Annotated in this window: 10 protein-coding genes; 8 read left to right on the forward strand and 2 right to left on the reverse strand. The window is 61.4% G+C overall.

Annotated features, from left to right (window positions below):
- The first annotated feature begins 2 nt into the window (after positions 1-2).
- The 6 genes from N554_RS0125720 to N554_RS0125745 are packed head-to-tail and all read left to right on the forward strand — an operon-like array spanning position 3 to position 6,760.
- Positions 3-1,028, forward strand: a complete 1,026-nt coding sequence (locus tag N554_RS0125720) for a branched-chain amino acid ABC transporter permease (protein WP_051677715.1) — start codon at positions 3-5, stop codon at positions 1,026-1,028.
- Positions 1,025-1,798: an ABC transporter ATP-binding protein gene (locus N554_RS0125725; RefSeq protein WP_029586127.1), complete on the forward strand. Its 774-nt coding sequence runs from the start codon at positions 1,025-1,027 to the stop codon at positions 1,796-1,798. The genes N554_RS0125720 and N554_RS0125725 overlap by 4 nt, the downstream gene beginning before the upstream one ends.
- A 2-nt stretch (positions 1,799-1,800) precedes the next feature.
- Positions 1,801-2,520 (forward strand): ABC transporter ATP-binding protein, encoded by a 720-nt coding sequence (locus tag N554_RS0125730; protein WP_197033742.1) that lies wholly within the window; start codon positions 1,801-1,803, stop codon positions 2,518-2,520.
- A gap of 57 nt (positions 2,521-2,577) precedes the next feature.
- Positions 2,578-3,726, forward strand: coding sequence for a hypothetical protein (locus N554_RS0125735; RefSeq protein WP_029586129.1), 1,149 nt, complete (start codon positions 2,578-2,580; stop codon positions 3,724-3,726).
- Between the two features lie 18 nt (positions 3,727-3,744).
- On the forward strand, positions 3,745-4,128 hold the full coding sequence (locus N554_RS0125740; RefSeq protein ID WP_156042106.1) for a hypothetical protein: 384 nt from the start codon (positions 3,745-3,747) through the stop codon (positions 4,126-4,128).
- Entirely contained in the window at positions 4,100-6,760 is a 2,661-nt protein-coding gene (locus tag N554_RS0125745; RefSeq protein WP_156042107.1) for a hypothetical protein, read from the forward strand. Before N554_RS0125740 ends, N554_RS0125745 begins: the two co-directional genes overlap by 29 nt.
- 217 nt (positions 6,761-6,977) lie before the next feature.
- Here the strand turns inward: N554_RS0125745 and N554_RS0125750 are convergent, their stop codons facing one another.
- A complete protein-coding gene (locus N554_RS0125750; protein WP_029586132.1) occupies positions 6,978-7,805 on the reverse strand; it encodes a universal stress protein in 828 nt (275 codons plus the stop codon).
- 1,147 nt (positions 7,806-8,952) lie between these two features.
- Here N554_RS0125750 and N554_RS0125760 point away from each other — a divergent pair.
- Positions 8,953-10,122: a saccharopine dehydrogenase family protein gene (locus N554_RS0125760; protein ID WP_029586133.1), complete on the forward strand. Its 1,170-nt coding sequence runs from the start codon at positions 8,953-8,955 to the stop codon at positions 10,120-10,122.
- Between the two features lie 250 nt (positions 10,123-10,372).
- On the opposite strand, the gene N554_RS0125765 is transcribed toward N554_RS0125760, so the two are convergent.
- The gene (locus tag N554_RS0125765; RefSeq protein WP_029586134.1) at positions 10,373-11,797 is read right to left on the reverse strand and encodes an APC family permease; all 1,425 of its coding nucleotides are present in this window, start codon (positions 11,795-11,797) and stop codon (positions 10,373-10,375) included.
- 732 nt (positions 11,798-12,529) lie between these two features.
- Between N554_RS0125765 and N554_RS0125775 the strand changes: the two genes are divergently transcribed.
- Positions 12,530-12,940 carry a hypothetical protein gene (locus tag N554_RS0125775; RefSeq protein ID WP_029586135.1) on the forward strand — a complete coding sequence of 137 codons (411 nt, stop codon included), beginning with the start codon at positions 12,530-12,532 and terminating at the stop codon, positions 12,938-12,940.
- The last annotated feature ends 1,072 nt before the right edge of the window (positions 12,941-14,012 follow it).

The raw sequence follows: 14,012 nt of genomic DNA on the forward strand, positions 1-14,012 counted from the left end.
CGATGAGCCTCGCCGTCGCAAAAAAAGGCGCGATCACGAGCATTGGCCCGTCTGCTTGGCGGCCGGCTGTGGTTGCGATCGCAATACTCCTCGTGCTCGCGGCGCTGCCGAGTTTGGTCGATCCCTACCAGACGGTGCTGCTCACCTACGGCCTGATCATGGCCATCGCGGCGCTTGGCTTCAATCTGCTGCTCGGCTATACCGGACTCTTGTCGTTCGGCCATTCTGCCTATTTCGGCGCGGGCGCCTATACGGTTGCGTTCATCGTACGCGACCTCGGCGCGCAATCCATGGAGCTCTGCATCGTCGGCGGGCTCCTGGGCGCGCTGCTCATCTCCGCGCTGTTCGGGTTCGTGTGCGTACGGCACACGCGCATCTTCTTCGGCATCCTGACATTGGCATTGTCGCAGGTGTTGTGGAGCCTTGCTTTCAAGTTCTTCTGGGTGACCGGCGGCACCGACGGCATCCGAGTCGCCTCTGCCAAGCTCACGCTGCTCGGCGGTTTCGTCAACTTCGCCGGCCCCGGCTCGTTCCAACGCTTCGTTTTCGCCTACTATTATTATGTACTTGGACTGTTCGCGTTGGCGACGGTCATCATGTGGGTCATCGTGCACTCGCCGTTCGGCAAAGCGCTGCAGGCAATTCGCGACAACGAGACGCGCGCGAGCTTCGTCGGCATATCAGTGCGGCGCTACCGCTGGATCGCCTTCGTCATATCGGGCGCGTTCACAGGCCTGGCCGGTGTCCTCTGGGTTCCGCTCAATGGACTGACCACGCCCGACATCCTTTATTGGCCGTTCTCCGGCGAGATCGTGTTCATGACCGTGCTCGGCGGGTTTCGGACGTTCACCGGGCCGATCGTCGGCGCCGTGATGTTCAACTATCTCAAGACCTATGCGGTCGCGAGCACGGAATATTGGCAGCTCCTGCTCGGCGTGGTGCTCGTGGTCCTGGTGTTAGCGCTGCCGTCGGGCATCGTGGGGACAGCCGCGCGCCTTGCCGCCAGGTTTACCAGGGGGACCTCATGAGCCTCCTCGAGACGGTCCATCTCAAGAAGTACTTCGGCGATACGCATGCTGTCGACGACGTCAATCTGACCATCGAGGAGGGTGAGTTCATTTCGCTGGTCGGCCCCAATGGTGCCGGCAAGACCTCGTTCTGCAACGTCGTGAGCGCATATTACAGCGCCGATTCCGGAAAAATCATCTTCCAGGGCGAGGACGTCAGCAACGCTTCGGTGACCCAGCGCGTCAAGGCAGGAATTGCGCGCAGCTTCCAGCTCGTGAATCTGTTCGACGACCTCACCGCCTTCGACAACGTCGCGCTGGCGATCTTTTCCCGCGAAGGCAAGACTCGCAACATTGCGGCGCTCGCCCGCCGCGACAGCGAGGTGACGCGGGAAGCCGACGCGGTGCTCAACCAATTCGGGCTCGCCGGCAAGCGCAACGAGCTTGCGCGCGGTCTTGCGCAAGGCGAGCGTAAGCTGCTCGACGTAGCGCTCGCCTATGCGCTGCGGCCCAAGCTAGTATTCCTCGACGAACCCACGAGCGGGGTGAGCACGCGCGACAAGGGCCAGATCATGGACACGATCGCTTCGGTCGTGCGCGGCGAGGGCATAACAGCCGTGGTCGTCGAGCACGACATGGACGTCGTCTTCAAATATTCCGATCGCATCGTCGTGATGCACCAGGGCGCGATTCTTGCCCAAGGCACCCCCGCCGAGATCAGGAAGAATGAGCAGGTCGCAATGATCCTGATCGGCTCTTCCGGTCCCGACGCCTTCTCACGAAAGGATTGATCGTGCTCGAGGTCAATGCGATCGACACCTACCGGGGCCCGGCCCACATCCTCAGCGGCGTGTCGCTGCGCGTCGACAAGAAGGAAGTGGTGTGCCTCGTCGGGCGTAACGGGGCCGGCAAGACCACCACGATCGAGAGCATCATGGGATTTCTCCCGGTCCGGGCCGGACAGATACTGTTCCATGACGAAGACGTGACCGGGCTCCCGCCGCACGAGCGGGCCAAACGTGGCATCGGCTATTCGCCCGAGGATTGCGGGGTTTTTCCCGATTTGTCGGTGAGCGAGAACCTGATGATCAGTCGTTGGCTCGGCGATGAGGTCGCCAAGCGCCGTAACGGCGGTCAGCGGGTAGACCCCGACGCCCAGGCGTTCAGCCTCTTTCCCGAAGTGCAGAGCCTGCTCCAGCGCCAGGGCCTTCACCTGAGCGGCGGTCAGCGCAAGATGGTGGCGATCGCGCGCGCCATGATGCTGTCGCCTTCGCTGTTGTTGCTCGACGAAGCCTTCGAAGGCCTGGCCCCGGTCGTGGTCAATCGCTTTGCCGAGGCAGTCACGAAGATCAAGGCGATGGGCGTTTCCATCCTCATGGCGGAATCGCATCTGGGCGCGGCGACGCGCATCGGCGACCGGCTCTACGCCATCGACCGTGGCGAGATCATCTTCCACGGGTCGCCGAGGGAAGCGCTCGCCGACGAAAAAGTGATGAAGGCGTTGCGCGGCTAGCCGCGCGAAAGCCGACACGGTTGCGAAACGCCGTGTCTGAACGTTCCGGATGGCGCAATGACCAGATGCAGCCTCCTCATCGCCGCGATGACGTCCATCGCGATCACCGTGGCCCGTAGTGGCCACGAGCTGCCGGTCTATCCGTCCTATTATCCCCATGAGATCGAGATCACGACGGTGACGTCCGAGCGAGCGGCGGACCTCCTGCGCGACGGCAAGATGCATGCTTATGTTGGCGGTACGCCGCGATTTGCTGGTGCGATTCCCGACTCCATCACCGCTGTCGAGTCGCGCGGCTCGTTCGTGATTGTTCGTGTCAATCCGGCATCGCCGCTGGCGAAGGACGAGGCGTCCATCTGTGCGCTCACCCGGGCCGTAATCCGCGAGATCGGCGGCAAGGCCGGTGAGCTGATCCTGCATCCCTATCCGGTCACGCCGTTTCACGGCGATTTTCTCAACCATGTCGATCTGGCTGCGGCCGCGAAGGCGCGTCTTCTCGGCAGCCCCACTGACGCAACCGGCGCCATCATCGGTGAGTTGAAGGTGAAGACCGTAGGCGCGCTGGCAAGAAGCCTCGTTCGTGCCGAATGGCAGGCTGGCGAATCCGACTGGGATGTCGCGATCAATGAGGTGGGCGCCGACGACCTCGTGGCCTCGGCGAGCGTGGCGCTCAACGGCTGGCTTGGTCCGCGCTGGGTCAGGACCGGCTGGTTTGCCGCCTATCGGCTGCTCGTGGATGCAATTGTCGATCCTGCGCGGCGGCGTCGCATCGAATCCGATGTCGAGCGCCTGCGGGCGGGCGACTATGAGGGCGCGGTCGAGCGCATCAATCTGGAACGCGACCTCGTCGGCGCGCTCGTGGGCGGCTGCCGTAAGACCGTCGCTGGTTACACCGTCAAGCGGGAGTACTTCAATTCCGAATTCTCGGCTGGCATTGAGAACATCGCTTATGACGCCCACGAAGGCTTCAATTCGCCGATGTTCATCCGCACGGTGAAGCTCAAGGATTTTCCCTGGAATGGCTGGCTCGCGCTCGGGGTCGACGGGCGGGCGCAGGCAGCGTGGAATCCGATCGCAGGCTTTACCGACCCGTTCGGCCGCCTGATGTGGTTTGCGCTCGGCGACCCGGCAGCCGTGCCGTCGCCATATGACGAGAATTGGGTGTTCAACCGCATCTCGGATGTCGCGTCCAAGCCGCGTCGATGAATGCGTCGGAGCAAGTCCATGCTGCGAATTCCGCTCACACTGCGCCGACGCATGCTGCTGCCAATGGTGGGTGGGCTCGCGTCGAGCGTGGGCGTGCAAGCCGCGGAGCTGACGTTCGACCTCAAGATCGAGGACGGGCAGGTGGCGCAGAACATGCGCCTGATCCGCGTCAAACAGCGCGATGTGGTCAAGCTGCGCTGGGGCACGGACCAGCCATTGACCCTGCATCTGCACGGCTATGACATCGAGCAGAAAGTCGAGGCCGGCACGATCGCCGAAATGAAGTTCACCGCACGCGCGACCGGACGCTTCCCCGTCCACCTCCATGATGCGCGCGAGCGCGCAGGTAGCCCCTCCCATCATGAGCCACCGCTTGTCCTTATCGAGGTCTATCCGCAATAGCGCCGCCGTGTTGCGGACGCTTGCAGCAGCGGCGTGTGTCGCTCTCGGCACTGGGGCACCTGCTGCCGCCCACGGCTTCGGCCAGCGCTATGACCTGCCGCTGCCGCTTTCGCTCTATCTTTTCGGAGCTGCCGCCGCGGTCGCATTGTCATTCGTCGTCTTCGGGCTGTTCGTTCGTCATGCCTCCGCCACCCGTCGCGGCCCGCATGTCGATCTGCTCGCCACCGCGCCCGGCCGGCTGATCGCATGGCCAGGTGTTGTTCTGTCGCTCCGGCTCGTCGCGCTTGGCGTATTCATTGTCATGGTGCTCGCCGGGTTCATCGGCGATCAGAATCCATACCGCAACATTGCGCCAACGCTCGTGTGGATCATCTTTTGGGTCGGCCTTGCCTATGTTTCGGCTTTCGCTGGAGACCTGTGGCAGCTGATCAATCCGTGGCGGACGTTGTTCGAAGGGGCGGAGCGGCTCTACCGGCTGGCCGCCGGCACCGAACTGTCGCGGCGGCTGCCGTACTGGCCGGCGCTCGGTGTCTGGCCGGCGTGCTTGCTACTGCTCGCCTTTGCGTGGATCGAGCTTGTCTACCCAAGCCCCGCCGTGCCGGCCCACATCGCTGGTTTCGCCGCCGCGTATTCGGTCCTCACCTTGATCGGAATGCTCGTGTTCGGTCGTGACATCTGGCTGCAGCGCGGCGAGGTGTTCACCATCGTGTTCGGCACCTTCGCACGTTTTGCGCCGACTCAGGCGAAGGTTCAGCCGCAGGTGCGGCAGTTGTTGCTTCGGCCATTCGGGGCGGGGCTGCTCGACGACGAACCCGTCTCGACGTCCATGATGGCATTCGTGTTGCTCCTGCTCTCGACCGTGCTTTATGACGGGCTCATCGGCACCTCGACATGGTCGAACCTCGAAAGCTGGCTTCGCGCCACGCTCCCCGGCTTGGGCGCGCACGACTCGGTCGCGATCAAGACGGCCGGCCTCGTCGGGTTCTGGCTTTTGTTCCTCGGCGCCTACCTGGCGATCTGCACGATCATGGCGACGCTTACGGCCCGCTCGCCGGTGGAGCTTGCCCGCAGCTTCGCACTGACGCTCGTCCCGATCGCCATCGGCTATCACGTGGCACATTATCTGGTGTTCCTGTTGATCCAGGGCCAGTACATCGTGCCGCTCGCGTCCGATCCGTTCGGAAATGGCTGGAATCTATTCGGCACAGCCGGCTACCGCGTTGATATCGCAATCGTCGGCGCGCGTTTTGCCTGGTACGCGGCGGTTGCGGCGATCGTGACGGGCCATGTCACGGCGGTCTATCTCGGCCATACCAAGGCGATGCGTGTGATAGCGGTACGTGGAGCCGCGCTTCGTTCGCAGGTTCCGCTGACCACGCTCATGGTCGTCTACACGTTTGTTGGTCTGTCCATCACAGCGGAGCCCATTGTCGGGCAGCGCGAATCCGCCCCGCCATCCGCCGTGACGGAGGCGATCCATGTCCCTGCTGACGCGGTGTTGCCTGAGCCGGGAGACGGCCGGCTGCAGATGATCGGGCCAAAAACGTCCGCTGCAGCGAAATTGACCTATCGTGTGCTCGGCTCGGCTTTTCACGACGGCTCACGCACGACCATCGCCGATCTGCTCTATGCCTATATGTTCGCGTATCGCTGGGGCGTTCGCCGCGAGGGCGATGAGGGGCATTACGACCCCGTCGTCGACGCTGCAACAGCACCCCTGCGCCGAGCACTTGCTGGATTGCGGGTCGCGGGCGCGGATATCACCTCCAAGACCTTCCGCGTCGGCGATGTCAGCTTCGTTCGCGAGCTGCTGGTCGTCGACGTCTATGTGACGATCGCGCCGGAAAACCCGGACCAAAACGCTCTGGCGGCGCCGCCCTGGAGCACGCTGCCATGGCATCTGGTCGCGCTCATGGAGGAGGCGGTCAGCCGCGGCTGGGCGGCGTTCTCGCAAGGAGAGGCCTTGCGCCGCAATATCGAGTGGCTCGATGTTGTCCGCTCTGACGTACTCAAACGTAAGCTCGTGCCGTTGGTCGAGGCATTCGAGCGCGACGCATACCGCCCCGCCTCGTTGCGATCCCTGGTGACCACCGACGAGGCGCGCAAGCGATGGGCGGCGCTCGCGGCCTTCTACCATGAGCACGGCCACTTCCTGGTCACTAATGGACCGTACCGGCTGAAGAAATGGTCGGCCGACAATGTCGCGCTCGAGGCTTTCCGGGATCTAACCTACCCGCTGGGCGTGGGATCATACGACGCCTACGCGATCCCGCGGCAGGGTTATGTCACCAAGGTGGAATGGAACGGCGACCGCGTCACGCTCTCGGGCGAGATCGAGATCATCGACAGATTCCAGCGAAACTATCGCCTGGTGCGGACGCCGTTGCCGTTGATCGCACCCGTCGTGCGCAATCGCTCCGCACCGCAGTGTCGCTATGTGGTGATCGACGATAAGGATCGAGTCGTGCTCGCCGATGTCGCGCTGCTTAGCGACGACGCGACCTTCCGGATCGATCTGGGCGGCCGGCTGCCGGCCGGCCAGTACACCATGCTCGCCGTCATCGCGGTCAACGGCAATGTCATGAACCCGGATATCCGGCGTATTCCTGTCGTCATTGCATCCGATCGATGATTGCGTGGTCGTGAGGATTGGTTCCCTCGGAATCTGGAGGTTGTGCCGTCAATTGGGGAAGGCGGGCACAATTTCCTGCACCGAACCGGAATTTTGAAACAGCTTGATGCCGCTCATGCTTACGGAACCGCATGCTACCAGCAGGGGCGTTGCGCCGACATTTTGCGACGTGTCTCGACACACATTGATGCTCGTCGATTTAACAAAGCCTATCCGATCAGTGCGACATCAATGTCGGTTTGGTCATCGAGGCAAGCATACCACGTGTCGTCCCGCCAAGAATAAATTCCCGCAGCCGGGAATGCCCGTACCCGCCCATGACAATGAGATCGGCACCTGCATCGGCTGCATATGACAGGATCGTATTTGAAACATCGATCTTGCTGCCGGGAATGCGCTCAATCGTGGCATTTACTCCGTGACGGGTCAGATGGGTCGCGATATCCGCACCCGGAAGGTCTGCGCTTTTGGCGCTCTGAATGTCCGCAACAACAATACTCGCCTTGCCGGAGCGGGTAAGAAACGGCATGGCATCGGCGACCGCTCGCGCGGCTGCCCGGCTGCCATCCCAGCACACCAGGACATGATCGAGTTTGAGGCGATCTTTCTGAATAAAAGGAACGATGAGCACCGGTCTTCCGGATTCGAACAGCGCCGCCTCAATGACGATATTCGTGGTTGGATGACCCCTATCCCTTTCAAATTGGCCAATGACGGAAAGATCGAATCGTCTTGCGATATGCGCAAACTGGGTTGGTACGTCGCCAATGCCAGCTTCAATCCTGCGCGTTTCGGCTGAGACGCCGGCGCGACGCGTCGCCTCATCAAACGCGGCGGCCACCGACTCTGCGCGTTCTTGAGCTTCTGCTTGCTGCGCTCGAATAAAGTTAGCCGAGAAGCCATCGCCACTGGCCATTACCGAATAGTAGACAAAGGCGGTCCCCACGATGTGTGCGCCGAATGTTTCCGCAACCGATAAGGCGTAATTGGAAACGCCATCTTGCGATGTCCCGTAAGACAGGTTGACAAGAATATCTTTGATCATGGGTCTGCCTCCAGTTAGGTGATCGCGCATCTACACTGATTCCAGTGCCCATCTTTGTCCCGGCTGGCGCACCATTCCCATGTCCCGGGAGCTGCGTGCCGATTCGAGTAAAAGGCGCAAACGGGTCCACGCTGCACGCTCTCGAGACACTCCTCATCCGGCCGTCACCAGATGACGGTCAGGCTGAGACTTCAAGCAACTACCCTTCCAATCAGGGCATCAGGCGACTGGGTGATACCAGCGATCATGCCACCAGTTGATGAAATCGCGATCGGTCATCAGTTCCTAGGCTGCAAACGCACGAGCAAGCAGACGCGGCACCGGCAAATGGCATCCCCGATCACGTCGGCAGGAGTTACTCGCCTTTGGGCTTCGGGGCATTCTGGTCCTCGACCTTGGTAACGGAATATCCGGCTTTGCGAATGAAAGCGGTTTTGATGGCGCTTGTTATGACGATAAGGGCGTCTTCTGACATCTAGGTTTCCCGCTGCTTTCCGCTGATCATATCACGCTTTTGGCAGGTACGATGGCTCAACGGCGCCATGCGCAAGCATCGTAGTCGTCAGCGCCAAAACCGACCGTTACAGGTTTTGTTATACCCGTTCCAGCAGTAGCGGCTTTTTCGGCGCGATCGAAAGAGATGGCGACTACGACAGCAGCGCTGTCTTGAAGTCGCCTCGCGACCAGCCATGCTAGCTCAGTCGATGAGACGCGTAGGACTTATCGACATCACGGTAGGCAACGCGGCGCGCCTCGGCGCATCGCAACGTTCCACCACGCGACGCTGCGCGTCGCACCACATCGCTACGCAACGCGCGAGCCGCTGGGGACATCCCAGCGGCTCTCGCGCGTTCAGCGCGGACGGTCCGCCTCAAGCGCCTGTGGCTCCGAGCACGAATGCGAAGTGCCAACCGGCTTTGAAATTGTCTGCTTATCGGAGTGGACCGGAAGTGACCGGCCGACTGTCAAAACGGCGCTTTTGACCCAACCGGACGTTGCGCGCCCCAAGGCAGGAACTGTGGTATCCTCCGTCAAACGCGATGGGACGGTTCAATGAAGCGGCGGCCCCTCAATGGCAGTTGCTGCTCGTGCTGAGCGTCCTCGTGTCCTGCGATTGCACACCCGGGTCTCGAGGAGGACCAACGTCGTGAAGCGGGACTTCGACCTCATCGTCTATGGCGCGACGGGTTACACTGGCCGTCTCATCGCCGAATATCTGGCGACGTCCTATCGCGGCGACGATGCTCCGTCCTGGGCGATCGCGGGACGCTCGACCGACAAGCTCCAGAAGGTGCGTGCCGACATCGGCGCACCAGACGATTTGCCTTTGGTTAAGGGGGATGCCGCCGAGCCGGCCAGCCTGCGTTCGATGTGCGAGCGTGCGGCCGTGATCATCACGGCGGTCGGGCCTTATCAGCTCCACGGTCCCGAGCTTGTGGCGGCCTGCGCGGCCACGGGTACGGCCTATGTTGATCTGTGCGGCGAACCGGCTTGGATGCGGCGCATGATCGACGCCCATCACGAAGAGGCGAAACGGACCGGCGCGCGCATCGTCTTCTCCTGCGGCTTCGATTCCATCCCGTTCGATCTCGGCGTGCTTACGTTGCAGGAGAAGGCGCGCGAGAAATTCGGACGCCCGGCGCGGCGGGTCAAAGCCCGCCTGCGCAAAGTGAAAGGCGGCATGTCTGGCGGCACCGCGGCGAGCGCTCGGGCGACGTTGGCCGCCGCCGCGCGCGACCCGGCCCTGATGCGGCTGCTGACCGATCCCTTCGCGTTGACGCCGGGGTTCACCGGGCCGTCTCAGCCGTCGGGCCTCATCCCCGAATACGACCCGCGCATGAACGTGTGGCTCGTGCCGTTCCCCATGGCGCCGATCAACACCAAGAACGTGCACCGCACGAATTTCCTGTTGGGTCATCCCTACGGCACGGACTTCGTTTACGACGAGATGATGGTCGCGCCGGGAGTTGGGGAAATCGCTCGCGTGACGACGGAGACGTTCGCCACGATGGTTTCCTTGGTCGCGACCGGCGGTCTCAAACCCGGCGCAGGCCCGACTCGGGAAGAGCGCGAGAAGGGCTTCTACGACATCCTCTTCCTGGGCGAGCTGCCGGATGGCGGACGGGTCGAGGCGGTGGTCACGGGCGACCGCGATCCGGGCTACGGCTCGACCAGCAGGATGATCGCCGAGAGCGCTCTCTGCCTCGTGCGCGACGTGCAAGGCGAGGGCGGCACCTGGACGCCGGGCGCGCTGATGGGTCCGGCGTTGCGCAAGCGTCTGAAGGAGCGCGCCGGCCTCACCTTCAGCGCGCGTTGAGGTAACGCTCAGAACTGCAGCGGCGTGCTGGATTACGTGGATCGTAACCAACGCAAGCGCGGCTTGGCGAGCGCGAGCCTCAAATCCGGTTCAATGGCCGCTTCTGTGCACCTTTGAGACATGCCGACCGGCTCCGAAAATGTCTGCTCCCAGGGGTAGACCGGAAGTGACTGGCGCATGGTCAGAATGACGAGATTGACCTATAGCCGACCTCGCCGCATCGGTCAGCATCGCGCTGCCGGGGCTGCAGCTAGTTCACAGGTCCCTGGCCGCCGATCGTCTCCATGTCCGGCTCCTCGGGTCTGACGCCCTGGGCGCGGTTGATCAGCATCGTGATCACCCAGAGCACGACACCGATGGCGATCAAGACGCCCGCGACGTGGTACTGAACCATCGCCCGTCCGGTCCATGGCCCGACCAGGAATGCGCAGGAGATCGCGCCCAGCACCGGCAGGATCGTCGGCGTGCGGAAATGGTCGTGCGCGACGCTATCCTTGCGCAGCACCAACACCGCGATATTGACCACCGTAAACACGCAGAGCAGCAGCAGCGCGGTCGTTCCGCCGAGCGCAGGCACTTCGCCGACGAAGGTGATCAGTGCGAACGCCAGCAGCGTGGTGAAGCCGATCGCGATATAGGGCGTACGCCGGCCCGCATGCACCTTGCCAAGCACCGGCGGCAGCACATGCTCGCGGCTCATGCCGTAGACGAGCCGGCTCGCCATCAGCATGTTGATCAGCGCGGAGTTGGCGACCGCAAACATGGTGATGATGCCGAAGATCCAGACCGGAAAGTTCGGCGCGCCGGCCTGCACCACTTTCAACAGCGGCGTCTCTCCTTCGCCGAGCTGCGCCGGCGGAACCAGCGTGATCGCCGAGATCGAGACCAGCACGTAGATTGCGCCGGTGATGAACAGGCCGGCGAGCAGCACTTTTGGAAAATCCCGTGTCGGCTCCTTGCATTCCTCGGCCATGTTGACGGAATCCTCGAAGCCGACCATGGCGAAGAAGGCGAGAGTGGTCGCGGCGATCACCGGCCAGAACAGACCGGTATCGCTTACCTTGAACTGCATGACACGCGAGACGTCACCCTGGCCCAGGCCGATCGCCCACATGCCGATGAAGATGATGATCAGCAGGCCGGTTAGCTCGACGCAGGTCAGAACAACGTTCGCTTTCACGCTTTCGCCGACGCCGCGGAAGTTGACCGCGGCGACGATCGCCATGAAGACGAGACCCGTCATGGTGATGCCAAACCCCGAAAAGCCTAGGCCAAACGTGCTCGACATGTTTGCAGAGAAAGCTCGCGAGGCAGTGGAAGCGGAGGTAATCCCCGAGCAAATCACCGCAAACGCAACGATGAACGTGACAAAATGCATGCCGAACGCCTTGTGGGTGTAGAGCGCGGCGCCCGCGGCCTTCGGATACTTGGTGACGAGTTCGAGATAGCTCAGCGCAGTGATCAGCGCCACGACGAAGGCGACAAGGAACGGCAGCCAGACGACGCCGCCCACCTGGTTGGCCACCTGGCCGGTGAGCGCATAGATGCCGGTGCCGAGAATGTCGCCGACGATGAACAGCAGGAGGAGCCACGGGCCCATGACCCGGTGCAGGCTCGGCTCGGCGTCAGTGGCAGGTGACGCAGGTGTCGCGGCTTTCAAGGAGAGATCGGTCATCGCGCAGCCTTTCAACTGATTTCGCGCGCGCACTCTTGTCCGCAAAGCTGATAGCCGCTGTTGCGACTCCCGCGTGCGTCTGGCGTCATTGCCAGCACACAGCGTATTGGCTTTCACGCCGCCGCCAAAGCTTATTTGCGGTAATGATTGATCTGCGATGTGAAAAGCGCGTGCGGGTGCGAAATGGAACCCGCACCGCGCACGTCTCGAAGCAGGTCAAGTGGCGGGTGATTGGGACGGTAGTCGCGCAAGCCGACGAAGTGATTGAATAAAGCTTGCCCACTTCCGCTTCTGGCCGATTTTGTTGCAAAAGTCTTTTTGCGTCGCTGAATACAAATTTTCCGGGCCGTACACGCGGCGATCGAACAGTAATTTGAGGGGACTACATTATCTAGCTACGAACTCACCAGCGACTTCGGTAATGGCCTGGAGGCTACATCAATCGGCGATTGCGGCTCGTTTGGTCCATTTGCGGGAAATTGATCGAACGGCATTTTGAGAGTTTTGCAACAAAATCTGCCAACAGCGGACCTTCACAACACGCCGGAAAGGGTGCGAGTTGACCTGTCGCCGCCAGCAGCCGCGCGCCGCCGCCATATTCAAGTTCCTGTCCAAACACTGATCGGCACGCCCTGTCGTGAAAAGCGCAGGGCTGGTCATCGCGCCGCTGGACTCTATTGCACGAGCGGAGCAACCTTGCGGCGGTGGGGCCTTACCGTGAGGAGAAGGTCAATGCAAAAAGTAAATCGAAGGTCAGCAGTGGCGCTAGGATTGGCAGCCGCGTCGGCGGCCATGGTGAAGCCAGCGGCTGCGCAAACGACGGACTACAAGGATGCCACCACGCCGTGGCCAGGCGTCGTGGTGCGTGCTTACGGTGGTGAGACACCGTCCCTCATTCCCGGTTTCAAGGCTGTCTCGATGCGTGACATCATCATGCAGCCGGGATCGAAGATCCCGGGTCACCTGATGGACAATGCCATGGTCTGCCATATCACCGAAGGGGAGCTTCAGATCGACCAGGACGAGAAGACGTTCACGGCCAAAAAGAACTTCGTCTGGACCTGCAACAAGGGCACCAAAGAGCAATCGTCCAATGTAAGCAATGCGGTCGCAATTATGCGGATCACCGACCTAATGGCCTGAAGCCTGCGGAGGCCGCTTCAGTTGGCGGCTGCCCCGATACTCTACAGTTTCACGACGTCAGCAAGCCATGGTCGCGCATCTCGTTGTCGTGGTTGGCCGGCCGCAGCCAGGCTCGGAGCGTGACTCGAACGGACAGTTTCATCTTTTCGCGGCCGGACGCCAGCCCAGGAAGGGCGGGTCGTTACAGAAACGCGCCAAGTCCGTTTAGGGTCAAACAGAGAAGAACTCAGTACGAGCATTTGTTTTCCGCTTTGCCCTCAAACTCGGACATTGCTCAATGCGGTCGGCATGTCTCAAACGTGCCATGAACAGACATGGAGCATCGCGGAAGTGGCCAAAAGAAAAGCCGCCCGAAGGCGGCTTCTCAATTCAGACTTGATAATTTTGGAAACTACCGGGGCCAAGACGGACAACGACACCATGTAGCTAAAATGTTCCCTTACAAGGTTTCGCCCCTCGCCCAGCGGCCTTGCAAGTTCCATAATACTCGCAAGGGTACGGAAAATTGCAGGGATGTGGACTGTAGATCGGGCCGTGATCGAACCCATAGCAGCCGACGATTGGACCAACAGTTGATCCGAAGGCGACAAACGGTGGCGGGCCGTAGGTCGGTGCTGCTTGATATATCGAGAACTTGCGACAGCCGCTGTGCGCGCCGCAGTCTCCTGCGAACGTCTCCTGAGACAATAAACCGGCAACAGTGAAAAGAATAAGTATGGTCCTACGCATGGCGATAAACTTAACTGTTGAAGATCGTGGCTGCGGGCGCATCCGTAAAAACCTTATGACCATTATAGCACACTCAGATCATCCGGAGCTTCGCCGAATTTTCGCAGCACAAGAGACAGAGAACGCGCAAGGCTCTCCGGCTGAAACCTGCGTGTCGACCAAGACTAGACCATGTCCGCTGCGGGTCAAACTGAGAAAATCTCAGTGTGAGCAGATGTCTTCCGAGTTACCCCGGCGGGCTCAATTGGTCAGCGCAACACTCTAATCTTTTAGCAAAGATGGAGTGTGGGCATGAAACAGCGACGTCGCATTTATTACTCGACCGCTCAGCGGTCTGAGATCT

This window comes from Bradyrhizobium sp. URHD0069 (assembly GCF_000701345.1).
Taxonomy (GTDB): Bacteria; Pseudomonadota; Alphaproteobacteria; order Rhizobiales; family Xanthobacteraceae; genus Bradyrhizobium.